At 64.6% G+C, this 24,583-nt stretch carries 28 protein-coding genes; 21 read left to right on the top strand and 7 right to left on the bottom strand.

What is annotated here, in order from left to right; all coding sequences use genetic code 11:
- The first annotated feature begins 405 nt into the window (after window positions 1–405).
- Complete coding sequence (locus Q7J58_RS04755) at window positions 406–792, top strand: universal stress protein (protein ID WP_304824164.1); 387 nt, start codon at window positions 406–408, stop codon at window positions 790–792.
- 48 nt (window positions 793–840) lie between these two features.
- Window positions 841–1,746, top strand: coding sequence for a metallophosphoesterase (locus Q7J58_RS04750; RefSeq protein ID WP_304824161.1), 906 nt, complete (start codon window positions 841–843; stop codon window positions 1,744–1,746).
- Window positions 1,747–1,756: 10 nt separating this feature from the next.
- On the opposite strand, the gene Q7J58_RS04745 is transcribed toward Q7J58_RS04750, so the two are convergent.
- Complete coding sequence (locus Q7J58_RS04745) at window positions 1,757–3,043, bottom strand: solute carrier family 23 protein (protein WP_304824158.1); 1,287 nt, start codon at window positions 3,041–3,043, stop codon at window positions 1,757–1,759.
- A gap of 259 nt (window positions 3,044–3,302) precedes the next feature.
- Here Q7J58_RS04745 and Q7J58_RS04740 point away from each other — a divergent pair, with 259 nt between their 5' ends.
- The 8 genes from Q7J58_RS04740 (at window position 3,303) to Q7J58_RS04705 (ending at window position 11,454) form a co-directional block, all read left to right on the top strand.
- On the top strand, window positions 3,303–3,677 hold the full coding sequence (locus Q7J58_RS04740; protein ID WP_304824156.1) for a hypothetical protein: 375 nt from the start codon (window positions 3,303–3,305) through the stop codon (window positions 3,675–3,677).
- Between the two features lie 184 nt (window positions 3,678–3,861).
- Complete coding sequence (locus tag Q7J58_RS04735; RefSeq protein ID WP_304824154.1) at window positions 3,862–4,482, top strand: hypothetical protein; 621 nt, start codon at window positions 3,862–3,864, stop codon at window positions 4,480–4,482.
- On the top strand, window positions 4,479–5,066 hold the full coding sequence (locus tag Q7J58_RS04730) for an ATP/GTP-binding protein (RefSeq protein ID WP_304824152.1): 588 nt from the start codon (window positions 4,479–4,481) through the stop codon (window positions 5,064–5,066). The genes Q7J58_RS04735 and Q7J58_RS04730 overlap by 4 nt, the downstream gene beginning before the upstream one ends.
- Before the next feature lie 62 nt (window positions 5,067–5,128).
- Window positions 5,129–5,524, top strand: coding sequence for a hypothetical protein (locus Q7J58_RS04725; RefSeq protein ID WP_304824149.1), 396 nt, complete (start codon window positions 5,129–5,131; stop codon window positions 5,522–5,524).
- A 219-nt stretch (window positions 5,525–5,743) separates the two neighbouring features.
- The gene (locus Q7J58_RS04720; protein ID WP_304824147.1) at window positions 5,744–7,918 is read left to right on the top strand and encodes an acetoacetate--CoA ligase; all 2,175 of its coding nucleotides are present in this window, start codon (window positions 5,744–5,746) and stop codon (window positions 7,916–7,918) included.
- 21 nt (window positions 7,919–7,939) lie between these two features.
- Entirely contained in the window at window positions 7,940–8,842 is a 903-nt protein-coding gene (locus tag Q7J58_RS04715) for a DMT family transporter (protein WP_304824144.1), read from the top strand.
- Window positions 8,843–9,006: 164 nt separating this feature from the next.
- Window positions 9,007–10,200 (top strand): ATP-binding protein, encoded by a 1,194-nt coding sequence (locus Q7J58_RS04710; RefSeq protein ID WP_304824142.1) that lies wholly within the window; start codon window positions 9,007–9,009, stop codon window positions 10,198–10,200.
- A 219-nt stretch (window positions 10,201–10,419) separates the two neighbouring features.
- On the top strand, window positions 10,420–11,454 hold the full coding sequence (locus Q7J58_RS04705) for an AI-2E family transporter (RefSeq protein ID WP_304824139.1): 1,035 nt from the start codon (window positions 10,420–10,422) through the stop codon (window positions 11,452–11,454).
- A 122-nt stretch (window positions 11,455–11,576) separates the two neighbouring features.
- Here the strand turns inward: Q7J58_RS04705 and Q7J58_RS04700 are convergent, their stop codons facing one another.
- Together Q7J58_RS04700 and Q7J58_RS04695 are read right to left on the bottom strand one after the other, a co-directional pair.
- Entirely contained in the window at window positions 11,577–11,810 is a 234-nt protein-coding gene (locus Q7J58_RS04700; protein ID WP_304824136.1) for a toxin-antitoxin system HicB family antitoxin, read from the bottom strand.
- A 1-nt stretch (window position 11,811) separates the two neighbouring features.
- Window positions 11,812–12,138, bottom strand: a complete 327-nt coding sequence (locus tag Q7J58_RS04695) for a PIN domain-containing protein (protein WP_304824133.1) — start codon at window positions 12,136–12,138, stop codon at window positions 11,812–11,814.
- Window positions 12,139–12,441: 303 nt separating this feature from the next.
- Between Q7J58_RS04695 and Q7J58_RS04690 the strand changes: the two genes are divergently transcribed.
- Together Q7J58_RS04690 and Q7J58_RS04685 are read left to right on the top strand one after the other, a co-directional pair.
- Window positions 12,442–13,251, top strand: coding sequence for a hypothetical protein (locus tag Q7J58_RS04690; protein ID WP_304824130.1), 810 nt, complete (start codon window positions 12,442–12,444; stop codon window positions 13,249–13,251).
- 24 nt (window positions 13,252–13,275) lie between these two features.
- On the top strand, window positions 13,276–15,267 hold the full coding sequence (locus Q7J58_RS04685) for a hypothetical protein (protein WP_304824127.1): 1,992 nt from the start codon (window positions 13,276–13,278) through the stop codon (window positions 15,265–15,267).
- Between the two features lie 178 nt (window positions 15,268–15,445).
- On the opposite strand, the gene Q7J58_RS04680 is transcribed toward Q7J58_RS04685, so the two are convergent.
- The 4 genes from Q7J58_RS04680 to Q7J58_RS04665 form a co-directional block, all read right to left on the bottom strand.
- Window positions 15,446–15,616 carry a hypothetical protein gene (locus Q7J58_RS04680; RefSeq protein WP_304824124.1) on the bottom strand — a complete coding sequence of 57 codons (171 nt, stop codon included), beginning with the start codon at window positions 15,614–15,616 and terminating at the stop codon, window positions 15,446–15,448.
- A 180-nt stretch (window positions 15,617–15,796) separates the two neighbouring features.
- Window positions 15,797–16,699, bottom strand: coding sequence for a DMT family transporter (locus tag Q7J58_RS04675; RefSeq protein WP_304824121.1), 903 nt, complete (start codon window positions 16,697–16,699; stop codon window positions 15,797–15,799).
- 72 nt (window positions 16,700–16,771) lie between these two features.
- Window positions 16,772–17,224, bottom strand: coding sequence for a MarR family winged helix-turn-helix transcriptional regulator (locus Q7J58_RS04670; protein ID WP_304824119.1), 453 nt, complete (start codon window positions 17,222–17,224; stop codon window positions 16,772–16,774).
- A gap of 205 nt (window positions 17,225–17,429) precedes the next feature.
- A complete protein-coding gene (locus Q7J58_RS04665; protein ID WP_304824116.1) occupies window positions 17,430–17,951 on the bottom strand; it encodes a flavin reductase family protein in 522 nt (173 codons plus the stop codon).
- Between the two features lie 121 nt (window positions 17,952–18,072).
- Between Q7J58_RS04665 and Q7J58_RS04660 the strand changes: the two genes are divergently transcribed.
- From Q7J58_RS04660 to Q7J58_RS04620, 9 genes are all read left to right on the top strand, one after another.
- Window positions 18,073–19,125 (top strand): peptidase M29, encoded by a 1,053-nt coding sequence (locus Q7J58_RS04660; protein WP_304824114.1) that lies wholly within the window; start codon window positions 18,073–18,075, stop codon window positions 19,123–19,125.
- Between the two features lie 112 nt (window positions 19,126–19,237).
- The gene (locus Q7J58_RS04655; RefSeq protein WP_304824111.1) at window positions 19,238–20,050 is read left to right on the top strand and encodes an alpha/beta hydrolase; all 813 of its coding nucleotides are present in this window, start codon (window positions 19,238–19,240) and stop codon (window positions 20,048–20,050) included.
- Between the two features lie 29 nt (window positions 20,051–20,079).
- Window positions 20,080–21,348 carry an acyl-CoA dehydrogenase family protein gene (locus Q7J58_RS04650; RefSeq protein WP_304824109.1) on the top strand — a complete coding sequence of 423 codons (1,269 nt, stop codon included), beginning with the start codon at window positions 20,080–20,082 and terminating at the stop codon, window positions 21,346–21,348.
- 196 nt (window positions 21,349–21,544) lie between these two features.
- Window positions 21,545–22,429, top strand: a complete 885-nt coding sequence (locus tag Q7J58_RS04645) for a M14 family zinc carboxypeptidase (protein WP_304824106.1) — start codon at window positions 21,545–21,547, stop codon at window positions 22,427–22,429.
- Between the two features lie 268 nt (window positions 22,430–22,697).
- A complete protein-coding gene (locus Q7J58_RS04640) occupies window positions 22,698–23,012 on the top strand; it encodes a BON domain-containing protein (RefSeq protein WP_304824103.1) in 315 nt (104 codons plus the stop codon).
- Between the two features lie 68 nt (window positions 23,013–23,080).
- The gene (locus Q7J58_RS04635) at window positions 23,081–23,317 is read left to right on the top strand and encodes a glycine zipper 2TM domain-containing protein (protein ID WP_304824100.1); all 237 of its coding nucleotides are present in this window, start codon (window positions 23,081–23,083) and stop codon (window positions 23,315–23,317) included.
- A 63-nt stretch (window positions 23,318–23,380) separates the two neighbouring features.
- Window positions 23,381–23,737 (top strand): hypothetical protein, encoded by a 357-nt coding sequence (locus tag Q7J58_RS04630; RefSeq protein WP_304824097.1) that lies wholly within the window; start codon window positions 23,381–23,383, stop codon window positions 23,735–23,737.
- Window positions 23,738–23,755: 18 nt separating this feature from the next.
- Window positions 23,756–24,139 (top strand): hypothetical protein, encoded by a 384-nt coding sequence (locus tag Q7J58_RS04625; protein WP_304824094.1) that lies wholly within the window; start codon window positions 23,756–23,758, stop codon window positions 24,137–24,139.
- Complete coding sequence (locus Q7J58_RS04620) at window positions 24,136–24,579, top strand: hypothetical protein (protein ID WP_304824091.1); 444 nt, start codon at window positions 24,136–24,138, stop codon at window positions 24,577–24,579. Before Q7J58_RS04625 ends, Q7J58_RS04620 begins: the two co-directional genes overlap by 4 nt.
- Window positions 24,580–24,583: the final 4 nt, after the last annotated feature.

Here is a 24,583-nt window from a genome sequence, read left to right as displayed (position 1 = left end):
TGTGCGGTGCTGGTCGCCGGCCTGCTGCAAGCGGTGGACGGAGGCCCCGCGGTGCGGCGCCGACGAGGCCCACCGGATCGCCGCCGGCCGCGCTGGCGGCGTTGCTCCTCCTGGTGGGCAGTAGCCCGCTGCGTCTGCGCCTTGCCAGCCCACCCCCTGACAGCCGACTTGGACCGGTCCAACTGCCGTTTCCAGGTTGAATGGAGCTTCGTTGCAACCGTCTTCTTGACCCATCGCGGGGCTGTAGGTCTGCGAATCCGGCAAAAACTGTCCTCGCTGGGGCCGGGTTTGATGAAACCTGCGGTTTTCGCTATCGGCGCCTGTGCGTGCACACCCGCGGTCACAGGCCTTTTCTGGGTTGAAAATCGCATCCCACAGCCAACTGAGAGTCCATCCATTCCCACCATGAAATTTCTGCTCGCCGTAGACGGAAGCCGCTACACCCGGCGCATGCTCACCTACATCGTCTCCAATGAATTGTTGTTTCGGCCGCACTACGAATATGTGTTGTTCCATGTCCCGCCAAAAGCGGATAAGGGTCTTGATACGGCGGCCAGCGCAACAGTTCTGGACGAGTCCAGCCTTTTTTTGGAAACCCAAGGTTTCACCCCCCTGCGCATGCTGCGCCAGGGTACGCCGGCGGCGGAGTTGGTGCGTGCTGCCAACCAGTTGCAGAGCAACATGATTGTGATGGGGTGCCGGGGCCTGTCGGCCTTGGAAACGGCGGTTATGGGCTCCGTGACCACCGAGGTGCTGGCGTCTTCGCATGTGCCGGTGCTGGTGATTCGCTGAGAGCGTTCGACGGGCCCCTGTCTGTGCAATCTGGCCCACAATCCATTGATGAATATCCAGCTGCTGAGCGACCTGCACCTCGAAGCCAACCCTGAATTCATGGCCAGCCCCGCACCGGGTGCTCACGTGTTGGTGTTGGCTGGTGACATTGGCTCGTACCAACACCGCCGGGACGGTGGCGCCATGGACGAGCCAGACTGGGGTTTGCAGCGCTTTTCGCCCCTGCCGCAATACGCCGGCTGGCCGGTGCCGGTGCTGTTTGTGCCCGGCAACCACGAATACGACGCGCTGGATGTGGACGAGGCCCACCAGCGCTTGCGTGCCACCTGCGAGCGCCTGGGCATTGCCTGGCTGGAGCGCGAGACGCTGGTGGTGAGCGGTGTGCGGTTTGTAGGCACCACCTTGTGGAGCGATTACGACGCCCTGGGTGGTGTGAAAGCCCAACCCGCCAAGGCGACGCGCTCCACCCGGCAAGGCGCACATGCGGCGTTTGCGACCCCCACGGCCTCTGCGGCCACCGACCCACTCACCCACCGCTTGCGCCAACGCGAAAAAGCGTTTCGCGCCGCCAACTTTTACCTCACCAAAATGGCTGGCCAGCGCCACGGCCGGCTGTTTGACGCCGAGGCCATGCGCGCGCTGGCGCTGGAATGCCAGCACTGGCTGCGCAACACGCTGGCCCAGCCCTTTGACGGCCCGACCGTGGTGGTCACGCATTTCGCGCCCACCCTGCACAGCGCCGACCCGCGTTACGGCCTGAGCCCCGGCACGGCAGGTTTTTGCAATGGGCTTGACGACCTGCTGCCGATGGCCGATCTGTGGCTGCATGGCCATTTGCACTGCCCCACCGATGTGCAGGTGGGCCGCTGCCGCATCGTGGCCAATCCGCTGGGGTATGCCGAAAAACAGGAGCAACAGGCTTTTGTGCCGCAGCGGCTGATCCCGTTGCCCTGACCCCAAACGATCAGGCTTTGCGGTTGAGCAGCGCGTGCAGCAAGATCGCGCCGAAGGTGGCGGTTCCGATGCCGCCCAGCGCAAACTCACCGAACTTCAGCGTGTAGTCGCCGGTGCCCAGCACCAGCGTGATGGCGGCGACCAGCAGGTTTTTGTTGTTCGAAAAATCGACCTTGTTGTCGACCCAGATCTTGGCGCCGGCCACGGCGATCAGGCCGAACACCACAATCGACACGCCGCCCATCACGGCCAGCGGAATGGCCTGGATCAGCGCGCCGAACTTGGGGCTGAAGCCCAGCACAATGGCCATGATGCCCGCCACCAGAAAGATGGCGGTGGAGTAGATTTTGGTGGCCGCCATCACGCCGATGTTTTCCGCGTAGGTGGTCACACCCGTGCCGCCCACGCTGCCGGCCACGATGGTGGCCACGCCGTCGCCCATGAAGGCGCGGCCCATGTACCTGTCCAGGTTCTTGCCGGTCATGGCCGTCACGGCCTTGATGTGGCCCAGGTTTTCCGCCACCAGAATCACCGCCACCGGCGCAATGAGCAGCATGGCGTTGGCTTCAAACACCGGCGCGCTGAAGTGGGGCATGCCGAACCAGGGGGCACTGACCAGGCCCGACAGGTCCATCGGCTTGCCCAGGCCCAGGCCGTTGGTGAGCACGGCGTACACCACGCTGGCCACGATCAGGCCCATGAGAATCAGCAGGCGCTGCAGCATGCCGCTGCTGAACACCGCCACCAGCGCCACGCAGACGAAGGTGACGCCCTGCATCCAGGCATCGAAGTTGGTCGGTGCCATGTTCTTGATGGGAATGCCCGCCAGGTTCAGGCCGATCACCGCCACCACCGAGCCGGTGACCACCGGCGGCATGAAGCGCTCGATCCAGCCCGTGCCCACGGCCTGCACCACGGCGCCGATGAGCGTGTACACAACGCCGCAGGCGATGATGCCGCCCAGCGCCACACCGATGTTGGCGTTGGGCCCCGGGCCGGCGTAGCCGCTGGCGGCGATCACCACGCCAATGAAGGCAAAGCTCGAACCCAGGTAGCTGGGCACCTTGCCCTGCGTCATGACGAAGAAGATGAGCGTGCCGATGCCGCTCATGAGAATGGCCACGTTGGCGTCAAACCCCATGAGGATGGGCGCGAGCACGGTGGCGCCAAACATGGCGATCAGGTGCTGCACACCCATCACCGTGGTTTGCGGCCAGGGCAGACGCTCGTCGGGGCCCACCACACCGCCGCGGGCGAGGGTGGAGGCCGGTTTTTCTGTCCAGTTGAAGAGGCCCATGGAAAATCCTTGTTGGTCTTGGTGTCGGTTGAAACGCGCCACATTTTGCGCTTGAACGCGCGCGTGCACCGATCCGGTGCGAGACACGCCGGTGGGGCCGATACCCCGGGGGGGTCAATTCGGGTTTCTACTGGGCCCGACCGTGCTTTCAGGCGCTTTACCATGGTAGATGTCGGTGTCAGACTTCTTGCGGGTGTTTTTGGTTACAACTGCTGCCCGGAAGATCTGAATCTTTTGGTTCTCAAACAAGGTGGAGTACATGGTCATTGATACTGAAAAACTGAACACTGCCGTTCAAGAGTTGCGCAATACGCTCAAAGAGGGTCTTGTCGCGACCGACATCTGGGAGCTGGGCGTGGGGCTCTCCATCGCGGGATACAACTCCCAGCCTGCGGCCGTGGCACTGTTTACGGAATTGACCACATCGCTCATGAGCACCCTGTCGGATTCGGGCTTCCCCAAACTGCGGCGTTACTACATGCTGGAACTGGAGGGCGATCACTTGGTCGTGATTCTTCGCCACGGCAACGACGTGTTGCAAGGGATCCTGCTCAACAGCCAGAAGACCAACATGGGCATGTTGCTGTCGGTGGCCATTCCCAAAATGCTGACGGCGGTGGCTGGCGGTCGTTGAACGCCGGTGTCGGTGGTGTAGGCGGTGTCGGCACGCCCCGCCTTGTTTGCAACATCTTCACTTGTCCAGCCCATTGACCTCCAGTCAACCGTCTCAGGCCGCACGCACCGAACCGCTCGGGTGCGGTCTGTGGTCGCCGCACCGGCAATCCCCGCATGTCATGGCGTTCAAGTCGCTCTTGGGCATGAACGAGCGCCGCTGGGAATGGCGGGAAGAGCCCAACGCGGCGGCCTTGTGGGTGATTGATGCCAGCTGTCTGGAGCCGGCCGGCTTGAGCCAGCTGCTGCAAGAGCACAAAAAGCAGGGCGCCTACCAAGGTGTCGTGCTGGCGAGCCATTTTCCGGCCCAGGCCGTGCAGGGCGGATGGACTTTTCTCAAAGTGCCGCTGCAAATGGACAAGGTGTTTGGCTGGATCGATCATTGCTTCCCGGACCGACCGGTTCCGATCGGTGCCTGGACGGCCCCTGAGCAGCCGGTGCGCCTGAAGGTTTGGCCCAACGTGTCTCGCTACAACGGCTTGCTCGATGGCAAGAGCGGCGCCATTGAACTGGCCGCCGCCTGCGGGCAGATGTTGGCCAAACCGTGCAGCTACCCAGATCTCCGGTTGGCGTGTCCCCACGCTCTGCTGGCCCTGGATGCGCTGCTGGCCGATGCGCAGCAGCAGGGTATTTTGACGATGGAACCCAAGATCGCACCCCGCGTGTCCGGCCAGACCCGGCCGAACGAAGCACCCAAACCGACACAGTTGTCGGCCAGCGGATTGGGCTGGGGCCTGGTCACGCGCCTACTGAGCAAATTCACGTGAACAAACTGCCCGTCGTTCTCGGTCATCAAGTCGAACAGCAGGTCGCGTTCGTCGGTCCTTTTGGCGTTGGCAAGACCACCGCCTTGCGCGCCATTTCAGATGTGCCGGTGGTCAATACCGATGTGGTCAGTGCCGAGGCCATTGGCCATCGCACGCTGCAGCAGTCCGGCAAGACGACCACGACCGTGGGCCTGGACTATGGCGAATGGCGTTTCCCCGATGGCAAAGTGGTTGCACTGATCGGTGTGCCGGGTCAGGACCGCTTTGACGCCATGTGGGACGCGTTGCTGCCGCGCAGCTCGGCGATCGTGCTCTGGATCTACGGTGACCGCGACCCGATCCGCCTGGAATGCCGCAAGTGGCTGCAAGCCTTGGCCCAGCGCAAGGCGGTGGCGCGGTTGGCGGTGGCGGTGACACGGGTGCCCGACGGGCAGGAGCAGCAGGTGCTGGATTCGGTGCGCGAACTGGTGACCCGTTTCCACCCGCTGGCGCCCGTGCTCAGCGCCGACCCCAGAGAGCCTGCTGACGTGTTGCAGGCCGTCACCATGGCGCTGGTGACGCCCTACACCGCTTTGCAAGCCTGAGGGAGTGTCCCAACGTGGCACGTTCGGCCAAGGCCCAATTTTTGAACAGCAAAGGATGGCAAATGGATTCCTTGGCCATGGGCCATTTTTTTCTCCCGGTGCTGCAGGACATGGTGGCCAGTCTGCCCAAGGTCCGCTGCGCTGTGTTGTGCACGCCGGACGGCTTCAACATCGCATCGATCGGACTGGATGAGAAGCAGGTCGGCAAGATGGCGGCGTTGTCGAGCTCGCTGATGGCGGTCGGTGCCTCCGCGATCGACGGCCTGCCACTGGGTTCGGGCGAGGGCAGCGGTGGACTCAATGTCATGACCATGGAGGCCGGGGGCGTTCATGTCGCCACCGCGCGCATCCAGCGGCAGCAAGGTGGCGATCTGGTGCTCATGGTGGCGGCGGCCAGTCCGTTGGGCGTGGTGCTCCACGTGCTGCAATCGACCCGCTCCCGCATTGCCGGTATGTGAGAGTCTGAGAGTCGAGCAGGCGGTCGGATCTGGACATCGCCCGCTGCCACGGGGCCGCAACAAAAACGCTCAGGTTCCGTGCCGGGTGGGCATTCGCATTGGTGCGGGCGCGCAGCACCGCAGGCTGTCGCACCGGCAACGGCTGCGCTTGTGGGGCGCTGCTACCCTCGTGCTCGACGGAGACAACCGGCCCCCAGGGCCCGATGAAAGAGCGAACCCATGAGCACCGCGCCAACCGCCCCCTTCACGCCCCAGATTCGCCTGTACCAGCACTGGCTGGCCGAACACCGAGGCCTGCAGTTCGATGACTACGACGCGCTCTGGCGCTGGTCCACCACCGAGCTGGACGCGTTCTGGCAAAGCATCTGGGATTACTTCGACCTGCGCTCGCCCACGCCGCACACCGCGGTGCTGCAGCGCAACGTGATGCCCGGCGCGACGTGGTTCCCGGGCGCCCAGGTGAACTACGCGCAGCAGGTGTTTCGCCACGTGCAGCCCGCGCACGCGGCGGGTTTTTCGGCAGTGGTCAGCCGCAACGAAAAGGGCCGCGCGGTGGAGCTGAGCTGGCCCGAGCTGCGCCGCCAGGTGGCGGCGCTGGCGCTGCACCTGCAGGCGCAGGGTGTGAAGCCCGGCGACCGCGTGGCCGCCTACCTGCCCAACATTCCCGAAACCATGGTGGCCTTTCTGGCGGTGGTGAGCATCGGCGCGGTGTGGAGCGTGTGTGCGCCCGACATGGGCACGCATGCTGTGCTCGACCGCTTCAAACAGATCGAACCTGTGGCGCTGATTGCGTGCGACGGCGTGACCTACGGCGGACGCGACTTCGACCGCCTGGCCGTGGTGGCCGAGTTGCGCGCCGCCTTGCCCACGGTGCGCCATGTGATCTTGCACACCAACCTGGCCGAAGAGCCCGCCGCCGTGGACCGCGCGCTCGAAGCGGCCCAGCCCTGCACCGCGTTTAGCACCGCCACCGCGCGCGTTGATGCTGACACCGCCGCCTTTGAGCCGCTGTGGCTGCCATTCGACCACCCGCTGTGGATCGTGTACAGCAGCGGCACCACCGGCCTGCCCAAGCCCATCGTGCACGGCCACGGCGGCACCATGATCGTCGCGCTGGCGCTCAAAATCCTGCACAACGACGTGGGCTGCAGCTACCGCCCCAACAGCTGGGGCGAGCGCTACCACTGGTACAGCTCCACCGGCTGGGTGATGTGGAACGCGCAGACCAGCGGCCTGCTCAACGGCACCACCTGCGTCATCTTTGACGGCAACCCTGGCGGCAGCAAAGACCAGCCCGACTGGACCACGCTCTGGCGCTTCGCCGCCGAACAGGGCGTGACCTTCTTCGGCGCCGGTGCGGCGTTTTTTGCAAACTGCCTGAAAGCGGGGGTGGACCTGTCGACCTGTGGCGATCTGTCCAAGGTGCGCGCGCTCGGCACCACCGGTTCGCCGCTGTCGGAAGACGCGCAGAACTGGGGCACAGCGCAGTTTCGCCAGTTGCGGGGGTCTTCACTCCCTCTCCCCCTGGGAGAGGGCAGGGGTGAGGGCCTCCCCGAACCCAGCCTCTCGCACATGGGACAACAACCCGGCGACATCTGGTGGTGCAACATCTCCGGCGGCACCGACTTCGCCGGCGCCTTCATCGGCGGCAACCGCGAACTGCCTCAAACCCCCGGCCGCATGCAGTGCCGCCTGATGGGCTGCGCGGTCGAGGCGTGGAACGAGCAGGGCCAGCCGGTCATCGACGAAGTGGGCGAACTGGTCTGCGCACAACCCATCCCGTCCATGCCGCTGTACTTCGTCGGCGATACCGACAACCGCCGCCTGCTCGGCAGCTACTTCGACATGTACCCGCCCGGCCACGGCCGCAAACCGGGTGGCGGTGATCTCGCCGCAGAAGCCGGCGCCGTCTGGCGCCACGGCGACTGGCTGCGCATCCATCCCGACGGTTCCTGCGTCATCTACGGCCGCTCCGACGCCACCATCAACCGCCACGGCCTGCGCATGGGCACCAGCGAGCTCTACAGCGCGGTCGAGGCCCTGCCCGAGGTGCTGGACTCGATGGTGGTCGACCTCGAATATCTCGGGCGCGAGAGCTACATGCCGCTGTTCGTGGTGCTGCGCCCGGGGCTCTCGCTGGACGATCCGATGACGGCCAAGATCAACGGCGCCATCCGCACCGCGCTGTCGCCGCGCTTCCTGCCCAACGCCATCTTTCAGGTGGCCGAGATTCCGCGCACGCTCTCAGGCAAGAAGCAGGAGCTGCCGATCAAGAAGCTGCTGCTCGGCCAGCCGCTGGAGAAGGTGATCAACAAGGAAGCCATGGCCAACCCGGGTTGCCTGGACTGGTACGTGGCTTTTGCGGCCGAACACCAGGCCAGACAACCCATTTGAAATCAAAAAGCCACGGCTCCCATGTTCAAGCCGATGCCGTTCCACCTCCATACACCCATCGCTCGCGCCGCCGTCTGGATGGCCGGCTGGCTCACGCTGATGGTGGTGATCGCCGTGGCCGGGCGCGAGGCCGCGCAAGAACTCTCGGTCTTCCAGATCATGCTGCTGCGCTCCACCCTCGGCATGCTCATGCTCTGGCCGCTGGTGCGCGCAGCGGGTGGTTTCAGCGCCGTCCGTACCCAACGGCTGCCCCAGCACATGCTGCGCAATGTCGTTCACTATGCCGCGCAGTACGGCTGGTTTGTGGCCCTCACACTGATCCCGCTCGCACAGGTGGTTTCCATTGAATTCACCATGCCGATATGGTCGGCGGCCCTGGCCGTGGTCTTTCTCGGTGAGCGGATGAGCGGACGGAAGTGGTTCGCGGTGCTGCTGGGGCTCGTGGGCGTGGCGGTGATCGTGCGTCCAGGCGCGGGCGAGATCGACATGGGGCAGCTGATTGCGCTGGCCTCAGCCTTCGGGTTCGCCATCTCCGTCGTGTTGGTGAAGTCCCTCACCCGCACGGACGCCGCCGTCGCGATCAGCTTCTGGATGCTGGTGGTGCAAAGCGCCATCGGGCTGGTACCCGGGCTCATGGTCTGGCAATGGCCCTCCGCCCAGGCCTGGGGTTGGGTGGTGGTGGTGGCGTTCTGCGGCACCTACTCACACTACTGCTTCGCCAGGGCGATGCAGCATGCAGATGCCACCGTGGTCGTGCCGATGGACTTCCTGCGCGTGCCATTGACCGCGCTCGTGGGCTGGCTGGCGTACTCGGAAGGATTGGATCTGTTCACCTTGTTAGGGGTCGGTCTGATCTTGTCTGGGAACGTGCTGAACCTGGTGCGCTGGCCCATGGGCGGTGGGCGCATCCGGCGCAAGACTTGAGGTGCTGGCCATGCACGGGCGAGTTAAAAGCGCAGCCCTACTTACCGTATGCGCATCCAGACCCTGCTTTCGTAGCTGAAGAAACCTGAGCAGCTAGACGCTCTTTTATTGACTTTTATCTCGATCTCGATAAATTATCAAAATCAAAATAAAACGAGATAAATATGATCGCCTACCCCCGCACCGCCCTGGCCGATGAACTGGTGCGCCAGCTCCAGGGCAAGACCGCCTTTGGTGACGCCCACAATGGCTTGTTTCTGGCTGCGCCCCGGCGCACGGGAAAAACCACCTTCTTGCGCGGCGACCTGTGCCCGGCGCTGGAAAAAGCGGGTGTGGTGGTGGTGTATGTGGACCTCTGGGCCGACATCACGCGCGACCCTGGCGTGCTGATTGCCGACGCTATGGGCCGTGCCCTGCAGCCGCACCTGGGTGTGATCGCCCGCGCCGCGAAGAAAACCGGGCTGAACAAGGTGAGCCTGGCTGGGTGGCTGGACGTTGACACCAGCCGCATCGGCAGGCTGGACGGGCTGACGCTGGTAGACGCCTTGCGCGCCCTGCATGAAACGGCCAACAAACCGGTGGCGCTGGTGATTGACGAAGCCCAGCACGCGCTGACCAGCGAAGCGGGCGAGGCGTCCATGACAGCGCTCAAGTCGGCCCGCGACCAGCTGAACCGACCGGGTGTGGTGAACCTGATGCTGGTGATGTCGGGATCGGACCGTGACAAGCTGCTGCGCCTGGTGAATACCAACAGTTCGCCGTTTTATGGCTCACAGATCAAGACCATGCCGATGCTGGGGCAGGACTTCATGGCGCACATCGTTCAACTGATTGAGGCGCAGCGCCCCGAGCTGGCGCCGGTGGACCCAGCCACGCTACAGGCCGCGTTTGAAGGTTTTGGCAACCGGCCGCAATTCTTCATGGAAGCACTGGGCCAAGTGCTCAGCCCGCTGGCGGCGCTGACGGGCCGCTTTGAGCCCGCCATGTTGCAGGCCGCCGCACAGCGCCAGCAAGACGACGAGGGCCAGATGGAGTCGGACTACCTGGGCCTGAAGCCGCTGGAGCAGGCGGTGCTGTGGCGCATGCTGGAACAAGGCCCCCGCTTCAGGCCGTATGACGCTGAAGCGCTGCGCTTCTACCGCGAGAAAACCGGGCGCGACAAGGCGGTGACGCCGCCTCAAGCGCAGAACGCGCTGGAATCGCTGCGCCAGCGCATGCCTGCGCTGGTGTGGAAATCGGCACGGGGCGAATACGCCGTGGAGGACGCGGCCATGCACCGGTGGTACGAAACCCGGGCCGCAGCCGGTACCTGGCCACCGTTGACCCGACAGGGCGCCCTGCTGCCAAACACCCAGTAAACAGGCGAAGGTGCTCATCCGCTTGGCGGGGTCGTGGCGCACAACCCGGAGGCACTTTATTTCTGTGGCGAGACTGAATGGGGATGGGTAAACGAGCGATCAGCCCCATCTGTACCCACTTGCTTGGCGTTTCGGTGGTTTTGGCAATCACCGCTGTGAACGGCTGTCTCGTCGCACCGGGCCTCGTCCGGTTCCAGCCTTCACCCAAACGGTCCACCGATGACGATCAAACACCCACCCACCCGAGTTGCTCCGAGCACCCGTATCTTGGCGCTGGGAGCGCTGCTCATGGTGTTGGGCCTGCTGGCTTGGCGGCTGTCGGACGTGCTGGTGCTGATGTTCGGCGCCGTGATCGTTGCCGTGGCCTTGCAGGCATTTGCGGCACCGCTGGAACGCTTTCTGCGCGTGAAACACCAGTTGGCTGTCGCAGCCGCTGTGGTGCTGACGTTGGCGGTGGTGGTGCTGGGTTCGTGGCTGGCGGGTGACCGCCTCTTGGCGCAGACCGAGGACCTTCGCCAGCGCATACCCGAAGCCATGGCCGCCTTGGTGTCCTGGGCCCGCGGTCACTCGCTGGGCCTGGCTGCGCTGAAGGTGTGGGAAGGCCTCAACGCCGAAGACATGCCCTGGGCCCGCGTGGCCAATGCGGCCACGCGCACGCTGGGCGCTTTGGGCAGCATCGGCCTGGTGTTGGTGCTGGGTGTGTACCTGGCGGCCGACCCGCAGTTGTACCGCCGGGGTCTGGTCCGGCTGGTGCCGCCCGCCTGGCGCGCGCGCGTCGACGGCGCGCTGCTGGCCAGCGCACAGGCGCTGTCGCGTTGGCTGCTGGGGCAGGGCATCTCCATGCTGTTTGTCGGCTCCACCACGGCCATCGGGCTGGCCATGCTCGGCATACCGCTGGCGGCAACCATCGGCGTCATCGCTGGCGTGTTGGCCTTCGTCCCCTTTTTCGGGCCCATTGCATCGGGCATTCTGGCCGTGCTGCTGGCCTTCATGCAAGGGCCCCAACAGGCGCTGTATGTGGCCGGGCTGTGCATTGCCATCCAGCAGGTGGAAGGCAACCTGTTGATGCCCTTCGTGCAGCGCTGGGCGGTGGACCTGCCGGCTGTGCTGGGCATCATCGCAGCCGTCATCTTTGGCCTGCTGTTTGGGTTGCCGGGCGTCATCCTGGCCACGCCTTTGATGGTGGTACTGATCGTGCTGATCGAGAAGCTTTATGTCGAGGCGGTGCTTGAGGTGGAGCCACCGACTGTGTGACATCCCCTGGATTCATTTCATGCGGTGCAGCATGGCCAAAGCACGGTTGTCGGCTGGGCGCGCCGGTGATGTATCCGGCCCTGTGAAGTCTTAAGCCACGTCGCGTCTTTATGCGGCCTTGTTCATAGGTTTTTTTCTTGCTTGTGCAAAGCCTTGTCCAGCAAAGCCAAGCCCTCGGCTTCTTTGCCCATGCCTTGGCTGGCACGCAGCCGAAAACGGGTTTCGGCATCGAACTCGGCCAGCATCAGGGTGGTCATTTCGTCAATCAGTCGGTTGAGCGGTGTGCCCCGACTGGCCGCCAGGGCTTTGAGCCGACGGTGTTTGTCGTCAGGCAACCGGACGGTGAGTGCTGCCATGTTAAATCTCCTTCAGAAACGCTTCGGGTGTCATGACCCGCAACCTGGCAAAGGGCAACTGCCCGCTGCGCAGGTCGCGCACATTGCGGCTGATGATGAGGTCGGCACCGGCTGCCACAGCCAGTTCGATCAGGTGGTTGTCACCCTCGTCACGCAGGTTGGGGCGCCACAGGTAATACACCCGGGTCCATTCACAACGGACCAAAAAAATGTCGAGCAAGGTGTTGCGCTCTTGCGCGCTCAATGGGCAGGCGTGGATAACGGCATTGCAAGCTCCCGTGCCCATACAGGCGCCGACAAACACATGGGTATCAATCACTGCACGCATGGCGAATGGTATTAAAAATGCCACCATAAGCAGTCCAGCGTGGCACGCGGCTCGACCGCAATTCGTCAACAATGCCGAGGACAACCTAAGGCAACGCTGAACAAGTGCCTGATTTATGGAAATGGCTCGCGTAAGTCATTGATTTACAAAGGCTCAATTTTGGCGCTTTCGACTTATTCAGCGTAGCCCTAACACCTTGAAAGGCGTGGTACCTAAAACCAGACTTTGCCTCAGCACTTGAGGTACCGACAGAACGCGAGTTCATCACTATGCTGCAAGCATGTTCATCTGCCACGACACACCATGAGTTTGCACACACCGGTTTCTCCAAAAAACGTTTGCGAAAACCTTCTCATGGAGGAAAAGCGCTACAACGCCGAATACAACATCCTGCCCAGTGAAAGCACAGTGGTGGATCGCCTTCTGGCCAGAGGCCTGGAAATGACTCCGGCCTACGAGGAGTTGCACAGCAAGTTACATCAGCATCCGCACGCCCTGAAGACGTTTCTAGGGCTGGTTTTGACAGCGGCAGCGCTTTGGAATCCCGAGAGGATTGCGGAAGCGCGCAACGCGCGGAGTGAACTCACCAAGGTGAACCAGCAAATTGCCAAGCAGGCCACCGAACTGGCTGAACTGCTGCAGCAGCGCTCGGACCTCGGCAACACGTCAGGCTTCAGGACGGATACGCACTACCATGTCTGCGACGTGATCCAAGCATCATCTCAAGAGAACTATGGGTTCACACGCCATGTACGGGAGCGCCTCGAAGATCTGCGGAGACAGTTCGACCTCAAGTACTGGCCCAGGCTGAGCGACTTCGTCCGGGAACTGGCTCACGATGCTGCGACCGCAGTTGCGCAGGCCTCCGACCCTTTGACGGCGGCGGCTACGGCAGCGTCCCGGGCTTCTCTCGCCGATTTCTTCAAAGCACTGTTTGCGAGCATCGAAGAGAACAGCGCCCGGAGTTTCGGCCACCTTCCCTACGGGCTACAGATCAGCGACAGCACGTTCGCCATCTTGGTGAACTGCGCGCTCGATCTAGACGCGGATAGCATGGTCGATGGCCCCTACGTGAAGCGTCTGCGTCAACGCGAACGCGAAGGTGCCAAGTGATGTATCGGCAGCGCAAAGGCGGCAATGACACACAAATCTAGCAACTGGCAGGTAGACACCCATACCGCACCAGATCGTCCCACGCCCGATGCGAACACAGTGCCGCTGACGTGGGCGAACGATGCGCGCACCGGCGAGCCGCGCTACATCCACGACCATGAAGTCATCGATGGAAACGCTGAATGCCAATGTCCAGCATGCGACCTCTCACTGACGCCAGTGTTGGCTGGGCAACCGTTGCGCAAGAACCCCACCGCGCATTTCCGCCATCCTAAGGGGGCGCAGAAGGACGACTGCACCATAGTTGCCGCTCGGCTGGCCGCGATCCGGCACCTGCAGGATCGCGGCTTCATTGATCTGCCGAGACGCCGGATGTCCGCCAACGCCATCGGCTTCAGCGGTCAGGGCTATGAAGGGTGGGCCGAGAAACCCGCAGAGCGCGTATCCATCATCAGCGCAGTACTCCACGACCACGCTACGGCACTGTTGACGCTGGACGATGGTCGTGAATTCCTAGTCGACCTCACGGGGGAACGAGTTGCCGGTAGCGATGGCCAGGGGCGGGCGATTGTCACGCTATTCCTTTCCGATCCCGCCATTGCGATGATGTCGCCCGACGAGATCCGTGCGCGGCTTCGTCTGTTTCCGGACATTCGCTGGTGCGCGCATTGGGACGACATGGCATTGCAATCAGCCGCAAATGTGCAGGCCCAGCAGTTGGCTCGCGAAGCCATGGATGCCTGGGAGGACATTGAAGAGGCACAGTTCCGACAGCAACTACCCCCTGGCCTAGAGCCATCCGTAGCCCAGCAATTACGTCGCGAGACGCTGTTGCACAGCGAAGTCAAGAGAATCCTGGCACATGCTTCGCAAATAGCGACACCCAGCCTCGTAGTCAAAGTGATCCGCAATGCCCCGGACGAGTTCAGCGGCGAATGGGAAGGCAATACCCTTCGAATTGAGTGGTGGACAGAATCCACAATGCTGTCGCTGGAGAAGATCCAGTTGGAGCAACACAAGGGCAGCATCGTCCCAGACGTGATCTGTTCCCTCCGCGAACCTCAGCCTTTTATCTTCGGTGTCACCGAAACCTGGCTCGATGATGCCTTCGAAGAGTTGGTCGAAGACACCCACAGCAGCCAGAGCTGGCCACGGACCTTACTGATTGAGGTCACAGTAACCCATGGCATCGATCAGGAGAAGCTGCGTCGCATTCAAGAACTCAACATGCCGACGCTGGAAATCGACATAGGCTCGCTCGGCGGACGCGTAACTCGGGAAGGTCTACGCCATTTGGTATTAGACGAAACCATCGGCAAGCGCTGGTTGCATCACCCGGCCTTGCGGTTGCGCCGCCAACTACTCGAAACGGAATTGGATCAGCATCCGGTATCGGTTCGGTTTCAAGCGCGCCTCGCCGAACTGAGGCGTCCCCGTTTGCTTGCGACGCCGGCATCGGAATGGGCCAAAATTTATCTTGTCGCCGCCACAGAGTTCCACGACGCCAACACCCGCATCGACAAAGCCCGGCGGGCACATCGGGGTCCTGACCCGAAACCCGAGCTACTTGGGAATAGCAGCAAGCCTTGGCTGCAACTCGTGGAAGCTGCAGAAGCCCTAGCTGCGCACGGATACCCGGGCGCCGCCGACCCCGAGATGGTGGGGGGGGCAGGCATCATCTCGCGATTGCTGTCGATCCAACACAATCGAGGTATCGGCTATGCATTCAATACCGGTTACCAAGTGCTCAATGCCATCATGCAAAGCACGCACGGCCACCAGCAGTGGCACTCGCTGTACCTCATGGGCGTCAAGGCCTATAGATTGGAGGCCCAATTCACCCCAAAGCAAGCCGAGCGCTATGCCTCCTGGCGGCAAGGCGTCATCAACAAGGTGAACTCAGGCGACGAGACACACCTGCGGCCTGCGCACTACGACCCTGTGATAAGCGTGCTTTTTCCTGAAATGGCGCCACGCCTTGTCAAGGGTTACGGCAGCACCTCGCAAACCCAGTAGTCGGATTGTGAACACGCTTAAGTAGCCCGATGTCTAGTAACAGGATCTGTTGCCTTTCCTTCCCGAAACCTGAAGAGCTGCTATCAGCCTTTATGTAGAGATTTACATAAAGGTTGGTCCTGAGGAAGTCGAAGAGCGAGTCATCTGCTCGGAACCGGCATGCGACGACGCCGGGATACTACAGCCGGGACAGCGCCTTCTCCTTCATCGCGTGATCGGCTTCGATGTACCGCTGGGTCATCGTCGGACACCAGTGGCTGAGCCACAGCGTGATCCCGCTGATGTCCACGCCCGACTGCAACCAAGATGCATTGTTGTCGAGTGACGCACGGTGTGCTGTGATCTTCAAATATGTGATCACCAGTCTTGCCGCAGCACCGAGCTTATGTCCAGTTCACCAGGGCTGCTGCTGTCAGTGGCATAGACAAATCAAAGCACTCAGCTCAATCGATCTCGGCAACTGTTCATAACCGAGGCCTGCGCATAACAGCCTATATCTGCCGCCACGCAGGCGCATGCGTCAAACACCTCACCCCTTCCGACTAACCAACACAATCCCCGCCGCCACGCCCAGCAGCGCCAGCACCAGTTGCAGCGTGAGCGGCTCGCTCAGCAGCACCACGCCGAACACCAGCGCAAACACCGGCGTCAAAAAGGTGAAGGTGGCCATTTGCGTGGCCGGGTAGTGGCGCAGCATCCACATCCAGGCCAGGTAGCTGGCGAAGGCGCCCACGGCGGTTTGTAAAAAAATCGAGCCCCAGGCCAAGGCGGAATAATTCAAGCTCCAGGTTTCGCCGAGTGCGAGCGACAGCAAGGGCGTGACGGCCGCGGTGACGCCGAGTTGGTAAAACAGCGATTTTTCTGCTGAAACGGTGGCAATTTTGGTGGTGCGAATGGCCAGCGTGGTCAGGCCCCAGAGCATGCCGGCGGCCAGGCCCATGGCGTCGCCCATCCACTGCCCGGCCACGGGGGAACTGTGCATAAACCCTTCGCTGAAGGCCACGGCCACCGCGCCAAAGGCCACACACAGGCCCACCCACTGGATGCGGCGCAGCTTTTCGGCGGCCACAAAGCGCGGCAGCAGCAGCGCCACCCAGAACGGGCTGGTGTACAAAAACACCGTGAGGCGCGAGGCGCTGGTGTGCTGCAGGCCCAGGTAGATGAAGCAAAACTCGCCCGCAAACAGCAGGCCCACCAGCAGGCCGCCCCAGAGCGTGCCGTCGCGTTTGAACAGCGGCACGCCCCGGTATTGGCACCACAGCCAGAGCAGGGCGGTGGCGCCCCACATGCGGATGGAGGCTTGCCACAGCGGGGGTATTTCGCGGCTGGCGAATTTGATGAGAATTTGCTGGAAGCCCCAGAAGGCGCAGCACGCCACCAGCAGGGTGATGGCGAAGGTGTCGAGGTGGTCTTTGCGTTGAACGGCGGTCATGGCTGCAATGGTAGGCGGCGCGCCCGGCGCAGGCTGTCGCTGGCGGGAACGCCATGAGCGGGCGTTGGGCGCTCAACCCGCGCGGGCGAGGCGGCGCAACTGGTTTTTGAGTTGCCGCACCTCGGCGGCGCTCAGGCCGCTGAGGGTCTGGGCTTCGTGTTCGCGCGCTTGCGCCATCAGGGGGAGCACTTTGTCGAGCCCCTCGGCGGTGATGGCCACCAGCGTGCGGCGTTGGTCTTGCGGGTCGTCGCTCAGGTGCACCCAGCCTTGCGCGCTCAGGCGCTGCAGCAGTTTGGTGACGGTGGGTTGCTGGCTCAGCACCTCGTGCGCCAACTGGCCCACGGGCATGGGCGCCTGGCCGCTCAGTGTGGCCAGCACGCGCCATTCCAGCGAGCCCAGCCCGGCAGCGCGCACCACGGCCTCAAAGTCTTTGAACAGCGCGTGGTTGGCCTGGCCCAGCAGGTAGCCCAGGTAGTCGTCCACAAAGCGGGGGCTGCTGGTAGGGGGCGAGTTCAGAGCGGCCATCCTCATTTTGAAAAGGGCCGCCAAAACACATCACGATCAACCGCCGTCTGGTGACGCAGGCCCCCACCCCAGCCCTCCCCCAGCGGGGGAGGGAGCCAAGACATGTGCGCACCCAGGCGTTTGACCGTGAGGATGTCTGACCCCGTCCCCCGCTGGGGGCAGGTGGGGATGGGGGCACTGCGCGCGTTTCGGAGAATGGCCATGTTCAGAGGGGGTGCTCGGTGTAGAACTTGCCGCCGTGGTACAGCAGGGGCGACGCCTCGGCGCGGTGGGCGCAGCGCTCCACTTCGCCCACAAAAATCACGTGGTCGCCCTCGGCGTACTGGCTGCGGTTGAAGCATTCAAACGTGGCGGCCGCGCCGGCCAGCAGCGGTGCGCCGCTGATGCCTTCGGTGAACGCCACGCCGGCCCAGCGGTCGGTGCCCTTGGCGGCGAACTGCTCGGCCAGGGCTTGCTGGTCGGCCGCCAGCACGTTGATGGCGTAGTGCCTGCCGTTGGAAAACGCGGCCATGGAGCCCGCCGCGCGGCCGAGGCTCCAGAGCACCAGCGGCGGGGCCAGCGAGACCGAGTTGAACGAATTCGCGGTCAGGCCCACCAGCTCACCCGCCGCGGTGCGCGCCGTGACGATGGTGACGCCGGTGGCAAACATGCCCAGCGAGGCACGGAATTCGCGCGATGAAAAGTCGGGGGGTCGGGCCTGGTGGCCGGCAGAACGGGCAGGGGACATGGGTGTTATTTATATGAAAATTCATCAATAATAGGCGGTGTCCTGCCCGGCATCAAGCCAGCGGGGCACCACCCGGTCAACGCTCCGGTGCGTGGGGCGTGCATTTCTCAAGGAGCCTTTTATGTTGCAAGAGCGGACCGAACCCGCCTGGATCGATGCGTTTGAGACCGTGTTGTGCCGCTGTGCGTTGCAACCCGGTGACACCGTTGCCATTCTCGGTGAAACCCAAAGCCGCCCGGTGCTGATGGAATTGGCGCGCCTGGCCGTGGCCCGGGTGGGCGCCTACAGTTTCACGCTCACGCTGCCCTCGGTGTTCAGCGCCGGTGAGCCGGTGACGCGCTCCACCGGCGCCACGCCCGCCATTCAGCAACTGGCGCCGGTGGTGGCCGCGCTGGCCGCCTGCACCCTGGTGGTGGACTGCACGGTGGAGGGCCTCATGCACGCGCCCGAGCTGCCCGCCATTTTGCAGGGCAACGGCATCACCCAGCCGCGCGTGGTGTACATCAGCAACGAACACCCCGAAGCGCTGGCCCGGCTGCTGCCCGACGACGCCACCGAAGCCCGCGTGAAAGCGCATGTGAAACGCCTGCGCGCGGCCCAGGCCATGCGCGTGACCTCGCCGGCGGGCACCGACCTGTCGATCGCACTGCCCGGCGCGGTGGCTGGCGGCAACTGGGGCAGCACCACCCGCCCCGGCACGCTCACCCACTGGCCCGGCGGCCTGGTGCTGGCGTTCCCGGCGGCGGGCAGCGTGAACGGCACCCTGGTGCTGGCCGAAGGCGACGTGAACCTGACCTTCAAGCGCTACATCGAACGCGCCATCACCTTGACGATTGAAAACGACTACGTGACCCGGATCGACGGCACGGGCGTGGACGCCGAGTTGCTGCGCTCGCACTTCGCCGCCTGGGACGAGCCAGAGGCCTACGCCGTGTCGCACGTGGGTTACGGCCTGAACGACGCCGCGCGCTGGGACAGCATGGCGCTGTACGACAAGCGCGACTTCAACGGCACCGAACTGCGCGCTTTTGCCGGCAACTTTCTCTACAGCACCGGCGCCAACGAAACCGCCGGCCGCTACACCCGCGGCCATTTCGACTGGCCCCTGCGCGGCTGCACCGTGACGCTGGACGGCACGGTGGTGGTGGACGCGGGCCGGGTGGTGGCAGCATGACCAGCCGCCGCGCCGGGCCGCCCCAAGCAAGGCCAGCCCCCTCGGGGGGCAGCGCAGTACGCGAAGCGACCAGCCCCGGGCCGGGCGGAAGCCCGGAACGCAAGGGGGCCTTATGACTTTGCCCAAATTCACCACCCTGGGCAGTGGCCCCACCGTGCTCATGCTGCACGGCATTGGCGGCGGTCACCGCGCCTTTGCGCCGCAGGTGGAAACGCTGGCCAGCCTGGGCTTTCGCGCCGTGGCCTGGGACATGCCCGGCTATGGCCGCAGCGCGCCCATTGAGCCGTACGGCTTCAAAGGCCTGGCGCAGCGCTGCGTGGACTTGATCGACGCCTTGCAGTGCGACAACGTGACGTTGTTGGGCCACAGCATGGGCGGCATGGTGGCGCAAGAAGTCATCGCCCGCCGCCCGGACAAAGTGAACAAGCTCATCTTGTGCGGCACTTCGGCCGCGTTCGGCAAGCGCACCGACGGGCGCAGCGCCGAGGCCTGGGCGCAGCAGTTCATTGCCCAGCGCACCGCGCCGCTGGACGCGGGCCAGACCATGGCCGACATGGCCGCCCGGCTGGTGCCGCAGATGGTCGGCCCCGGCTCGCTGCCCGAGGGGCTGAAGCTGGCCGAGCACTGCATGGCCAGCGTGCCCGCAGCCACCTACCGGCGTGCGCTGGAATGCCTGGTCACGTTCGACCGGCAGGCCGATCTGGCCCACATCCGCGTGCCCACGCTGCTGATCGGCGGCGAGTTCGACCGCGTGGCCGCGCCCGCCGTGATGCGCCAGATGGCGGCGGCGATCCCGCGCGCGCGCTACGCCGAACTCGCCGGCATCGGCCACCTGATGAACCTGGAAGCGCCCGACGAGTTTGATGCGCTGCTGCTCGACTTTCTGCGCGAGCCCACGCCCAAGCCGCTGCCAGACACCCACTGACCACACCCGAACCCGAGGAGACAAGCCCCATGAACCAGCCCATCAACCCGACCACCGGCCTGGACTTCACCCCCGCCGTGGGCGACATGCCCTTCACCCCGCTGCAACGCGAGCTGTTGGCCCAGGCGCACGCCCTGGGTCGCGACCAGTTTGCCGCCCGCGCCCCGCAGTGGGACCGCGAGGCCAGCTTTCCGTTCGCCAACTACGACGACCTGCGCGACGCCGGTTTTCTGAAACTCTGCGTGCCCACCGCCCACGGCGGCCTGGGCGCCGACTACACCACCTACATGATGGTGGCCGCCGAAATCGGCCGCTTCTGCGGCGCCACCGCGCTCACCTGGAACATGCACATCTGCAGCACCCTATGGACCGGTGTGCTGGCCGACGGCATTGACATGACCGACGAGCAGCGCACTGAGCACCTGGCCCGGCGCGAACTGCATTTCAAGCGCATCGTGAACGACGGCGCCATCTACGCCCAGCCCTTCAGCGAAGGCACGGCCGCCGCCGCCGGGCGCGCGCCCTTCGGCACCACCGCCAAAAAAGTGGACGGTGGCTGGCTCGTCAACGGCCGGAAAATCTGGGCCAGCCTCTCCGGCGCGGCCGACTATTACGGCGTGCTCTGCACCGAAGACAAGGGCGACCAGCACCCCGACGCGCGCGATACGCTCTACATCAGCGTGCCCGCCACGGCGGCCGGTTTCAGCATCAGCGGCGACTGGGACCCGCTGGGCATGCGCGGCACGGTGAGCCGCAACCTGGCGTTCAAAGACGTGTTCGTGAGCGACGCCGAACAGCTCATGCCGCGCGGCATCTATTTCAAAGGCGCGCAAACCTGGCCCGCCATGTTCTTCACGCTCTCGCCCACCTACCTGGGCCTGGCCAACGCGGCCTACGACTTCACCGTGAAGTACCTGCGCGGTGAAGTGGAGGGCGAGCCGCCCATCAAGCGCCGCCAGTTCCCCACCAAACAGATCACGGTGGCGCAAATGCGCATCCAGCTGGAGAACATGAAGAGCATCTTTGCCCGCGCCATTGCCGAGGCCAAGCCCAACCCCAGCAAAGACGAAAAGCTGCGCCTGTACGCCGCGCACTACAGCGTCATGGAAGGCGCCAACGACATCGCCCGCCTGGCCATCCGCACCTGCGGCGGCCAGAGCATGCTCAAGCACCTGCCGCTGGAGCGCCTGTACCGCGACAGCCGCTGCGGCGCCCTCATGCTGCCCTGGACGGCCGAGCTGATTCTGGACCGCATGGGCCGCGAGACGCTGTACGAGGCGGGCGAGAAAGACGCTTGAAGCGGTTGCGGTGGCAGCTCCGGTCCCCTGGGGCCGCAAGCCCCAGCCCGGCAATGGCTGCGCTGTACGCCTGGATGAGGCACGCCTGAAAAACTCACCGACTCTGAGCCAGCGGTTGATGGCTCACTCTGTGTCGGGTTCGCGAAAAAACGCTGCCCAGGCGGGCTCCTAGAATGCCGGCATGTTTGGAACTTTCATGCCCCGATTTCCCTGGCGCCTGGCGCTGTGGGCCCTGGCCCTGGCCTGGCTGACACCGGCCCTGGCCCTGTCGCCCATGCCCCGTGGGCCCGGCCATCCTTTGGCCGATGTGCCGGGCAGCGGCCCGTGCCGCGAGTGGGTGGCCCGCTTGCCCCATGTGACGGCGTCTTTGTGCACAGCGGCCCAGCTCAAGCCCACCGTGGGCCGTTCGGTGCAGGGCCGCACCCTGTACCACCGCGACGTGGTGGCGTCCGATGCCAAGCTGCGCGTGCTGGTGGTGGGTGCCATGCACGGCGACGAGCTGTCGTCGGCCTCGCTGGCGCTGCACTGGATTCAGCGCGCCACCGAAACACCGTCCAACGCGCACTGGCGCTTCATTCCCGCGCTCAACCCCGACGGCCTGATGGCCCGCCCGGCCCGGCGCATGAACGCCCGCGGCGTGGACCTGAACCGCAACTTTCCCACACCCAACTGGGCGCGCGATGCCAAGGTGTACTGGGAGCAACGCACCAAAAAAGACCCGCGCCGCTGGCCCGGTCCCAGCCCACTCTCGGAGCCCGAATCGAAATACCTGCACGACGAGATGCAACGCTTTCAACCCGATTTGATCGTCAGCATCCATGCGCCCTATGGCATGCTCGACTTTGACGGCCCCGGCGTGCCGCCACCCCAGCTGGGCCGGCTGTACCTCGACCAGGTGGGCATTTTTCCGGGCAGTCTGGGCAACTACGGTGGCGTGCACAAAGGCATGCCGGTGGTCACCATTGAACTCACCAGCGCGCTGGTCACGCCGTCAGACGCCGAAATGCGCCAGATGTGGATCGACCTGCTGCGCTGGATGAGCGAGCGTTTGGGCCAGGGCATGGGCGGATCGGGGCGCTGAGCGTCTTTCGCGCCTACCTGCTCACCCCCCCCAAACGCAGCCGCTCTGCGTTGCAAAGGCGCTGCACTGGCCCGCGCTGTGGCGGTGCGTTGCGCCTTGATCGGGCACGCTGGCGGGGACCGCACCGCACAACCAACGTGCGCCAGCGCACAGACGCGCCGCGCCCCAAGCCCTACTGTTGGCCCATTGGCGCTGGACACTGAACCGGTTCGCCAAGCGGTGTTGCCTTGGGCCGCACCGTCCGTTCAACTCCCCAAGAAAGTTCACCATGCGCATCAACCACCGTTTCTCCATTCTCTTGCTCGCCGCTGCTGCCTTCACCACGCTGGGTGGCTGCGCCTCCAGCGCCACGCAGGAAAGCACCGGCCAGTACATGGACGACACCGCCATCACCGCCAAGGTGAAGGCCGCGATTTTCAACGAGCCCACCCTGAAGTCGGCCGAGATCAACGTCGAAACCTTCAAAGGCGCTGTGCAGCTGAGCGGCTTTGTGAACAGCCAGGCCGACATCAACAAGGCCGTGGTCGTGACGCAGGCCGTGAGCGGTGTGCGTTCGGTCAAGAACGACATGCGCCTGAAGTAAGCGGCCCCAGGCGGCGCCCGAACCGGTGCCGCACGGTTTCAGCTCCCCTATTGCTCAGAGGTTTCTCCATGAACACACAACACACGCAACGCCTGTCTCGCGGCCTGGCCCTGGCCGCCGCGCTGACCCTGGCTGCCAGCCTGGGTGCCTGCGGCAACATGTCGCGCCAGGACCAGAACACGGCCATCGGTGCCGGCGCTGGTGCCGTCGGTGGCGCTGTGCTGACCGGTGGCAGCACCATCGGCACCCTGGGCGGTGCGGCCATTGGTGGCCTCATTGGCAACCAGGTGGACACCAAGAAATAACAAAACAACCGGCGGTGGCGCTGCTTTGCGGTGCCACTGCTTCCTTTTTTTCGAAAGCTTTCCATGAGCAACCCCATTCAAAATCTGAGCGACGACGCCACCGCCCTGGCCCGTTCGGTGGCCCACAGCACCGAGCGTGCGGCCCAGCAAGGCCTGGACAGCCTGGAAGACGCCCGCTCGCACACCAGCGCCGCGCTCAAGCAGTTCGCCCACGACACCGAGACGCTGGCCCACCGCGGCATGGACGCCGTGCGCGACGGTGCCGACCAGCTGCGCGAGCGTTCGCTGCACGCCAAAGACACCACCACCCACTACATCCAGCACGAGCCGATCAAGTCGGTGCTGATGGCTGCTGCCGTGGGCGCGGCCCTCATGGGCCTGGTGGCCTTGCTGAGCAAGCACAGCGGCCCGGGTCGCTGAGCGCTGGAGTCCGCGCGCATGATCCACCCGGTGTTTCGTCTGGCTGCGGCGCAGCCCCAATTGCTGGCCGAGCATGCTGCGGGCTACGCCAGCCTGCTGTCTGAAGCCCTCGCGGCCAGCAGCGCCCGCTGGCAGAAGCGGGCGGCATTTTTGCTGGCCGGTGCGGCCTGCCTGGCGGTCGCTGCGGTGCTGGCGGGTGTGGCGGTGATGCTGTGGGCCGCGCTGCCCGAGGCGGCCACGCGCAACCCCTGGCCGCTGCTGCTCACGCCGCTGGTGCCCGCGCTGCTGGGCGCTGGCAGCCTGTGGCTGGGGCAAAACCGCCACCCGGGTGAACCGTTCGCCGTGCTGCGCCTGCAACTGGCCGAAGACGCCGCCTTGCTGCGCCGCACGGGCACACCATGAGCACGGCGCCGCACACGCCCGCCACCGAAGCCGCCGCGCCAGCATTGCACGCGCCTGCCGTCTGGCCCGCCCCGGTGGCGCTCAGCGCCAGCGAACGTCTGGCCCTGAGCCGCGCGCAACTGGCCAGCTGGCTGGACCACGACCGTGCCACCCGCACCGCACCCGGCGCGGGTTGGGAGGCGCTGGCCGCCCTGCCTGTGCTCAACCGCTGGCGCCACCACCCGCTGGCTGTGCTGGCCCTGGGTGCGCTGGCGCGCGCCTGGCTGCGCCCCGCCCCCGGTGGCACGGCGCCGGCCTTGCAGGTGCTGGTGCTGGGCACGGCAGCGTCGGTGCTGCGCCGCCACCCCAAAACCGTGTTGGTCGCGGCGGCACTCGCGGTGACCACGGTGTTCTGGGCGCGCTGGCGCCAGCGCACCCCGCCTTCATCTCCCCCCACCTGACCCT

This window comes from Hydrogenophaga sp. (assembly GCF_030656115.1).
Lineage (GTDB): Bacteria > Pseudomonadota > Gammaproteobacteria > Burkholderiales > Burkholderiaceae_C > Hydrogenophaga.
The sequence above is the reverse complement of the archived record's forward strand: the minus strand, read 5'-3'. Positions and strand labels throughout refer to the sequence as shown.

Coding starts and splice junctions, on each gene's coding strand:
- Q7J58_RS04755 (WP_304824164.1), top strand. CDS start 406: ATGAAATTTCTGCTCGCCGTAGACGGAAGCCGCTACACCCGGCGCATG.
- Q7J58_RS04750 (WP_304824161.1), top strand. CDS start 841: ATGAATATCCAGCTGCTGAGCGACCTGCACCTCGAAGCCAACCCTGAA.
- Q7J58_RS04745 (WP_304824158.1), bottom strand. CDS start 3,043: ATGGGCCTCTTCAACTGGACAGAAAAACCGGCCTCCACCCTCGCCCGC.
- Q7J58_RS04740 (WP_304824156.1), top strand. CDS start 3,303: ATGGTCATTGATACTGAAAAACTGAACACTGCCGTTCAAGAGTTGCGC.
- Q7J58_RS04735 (WP_304824154.1), top strand. CDS start 3,862: ATGAACGAGCGCCGCTGGGAATGGCGGGAAGAGCCCAACGCGGCGGCC.
- Q7J58_RS04725 (WP_304824149.1), top strand. CDS start 5,129: ATGGATTCCTTGGCCATGGGCCATTTTTTTCTCCCGGTGCTGCAGGAC.
- Q7J58_RS04720 (WP_304824147.1), top strand. CDS start 5,744: ATGAGCACCGCGCCAACCGCCCCCTTCACGCCCCAGATTCGCCTGTAC.
- Q7J58_RS04715 (WP_304824144.1), top strand. CDS start 7,940: ATGTTCAAGCCGATGCCGTTCCACCTCCATACACCCATCGCTCGCGCC.
- Q7J58_RS04710 (WP_304824142.1), top strand. CDS start 9,007: ATGATCGCCTACCCCCGCACCGCCCTGGCCGATGAACTGGTGCGCCAG.
- Q7J58_RS04705 (WP_304824139.1), top strand. CDS start 10,420: ATGACGATCAAACACCCACCCACCCGAGTTGCTCCGAGCACCCGTATC.
- Q7J58_RS04700 (WP_304824136.1), bottom strand. CDS start 11,810: ATGGCAGCACTCACCGTCCGGTTGCCTGACGACAAACACCGTCGGCTC.
- Q7J58_RS04695 (WP_304824133.1), bottom strand. CDS start 12,138: ATGCGTGCAGTGATTGATACCCATGTGTTTGTCGGCGCCTGTATGGGC.
- Q7J58_RS04690 (WP_304824130.1), top strand. CDS start 12,442: ATGAGTTTGCACACACCGGTTTCTCCAAAAAACGTTTGCGAAAACCTT.
- Q7J58_RS04685 (WP_304824127.1), top strand. CDS start 13,276: ATGACACACAAATCTAGCAACTGGCAGGTAGACACCCATACCGCACCA.
- Q7J58_RS04675 (WP_304824121.1), bottom strand. CDS start 16,699: ATGACCGCCGTTCAACGCAAAGACCACCTCGACACCTTCGCCATCACC.
- Q7J58_RS04670 (WP_304824119.1), bottom strand. CDS start 17,224: ATGGCCGCTCTGAACTCGCCCCCTACCAGCAGCCCCCGCTTTGTGGAC.
- Q7J58_RS04665 (WP_304824116.1), bottom strand. CDS start 17,951: ATGTCCCCTGCCCGTTCTGCCGGCCACCAGGCCCGACCCCCCGACTTT.
- Q7J58_RS04660 (WP_304824114.1), top strand. CDS start 18,073: ATGTTGCAAGAGCGGACCGAACCCGCCTGGATCGATGCGTTTGAGACC.
- Q7J58_RS04655 (WP_304824111.1), top strand. CDS start 19,238: ATGACTTTGCCCAAATTCACCACCCTGGGCAGTGGCCCCACCGTGCTC.
- Q7J58_RS04650 (WP_304824109.1), top strand. CDS start 20,080: ATGAACCAGCCCATCAACCCGACCACCGGCCTGGACTTCACCCCCGCC.
- Q7J58_RS04645 (WP_304824106.1), top strand. CDS start 21,545: ATGCCCCGATTTCCCTGGCGCCTGGCGCTGTGGGCCCTGGCCCTGGCC.
- Q7J58_RS04640 (WP_304824103.1), top strand. CDS start 22,698: ATGCGCATCAACCACCGTTTCTCCATTCTCTTGCTCGCCGCTGCTGCC.
- Q7J58_RS04635 (WP_304824100.1), top strand. CDS start 23,081: ATGAACACACAACACACGCAACGCCTGTCTCGCGGCCTGGCCCTGGCC.
- Q7J58_RS04630 (WP_304824097.1), top strand. CDS start 23,381: ATGAGCAACCCCATTCAAAATCTGAGCGACGACGCCACCGCCCTGGCC.
- Q7J58_RS04625 (WP_304824094.1), top strand. CDS start 23,756: ATGATCCACCCGGTGTTTCGTCTGGCTGCGGCGCAGCCCCAATTGCTG.
- Q7J58_RS04620 (WP_304824091.1), top strand. CDS start 24,136: ATGAGCACGGCGCCGCACACGCCCGCCACCGAAGCCGCCGCGCCAGCA.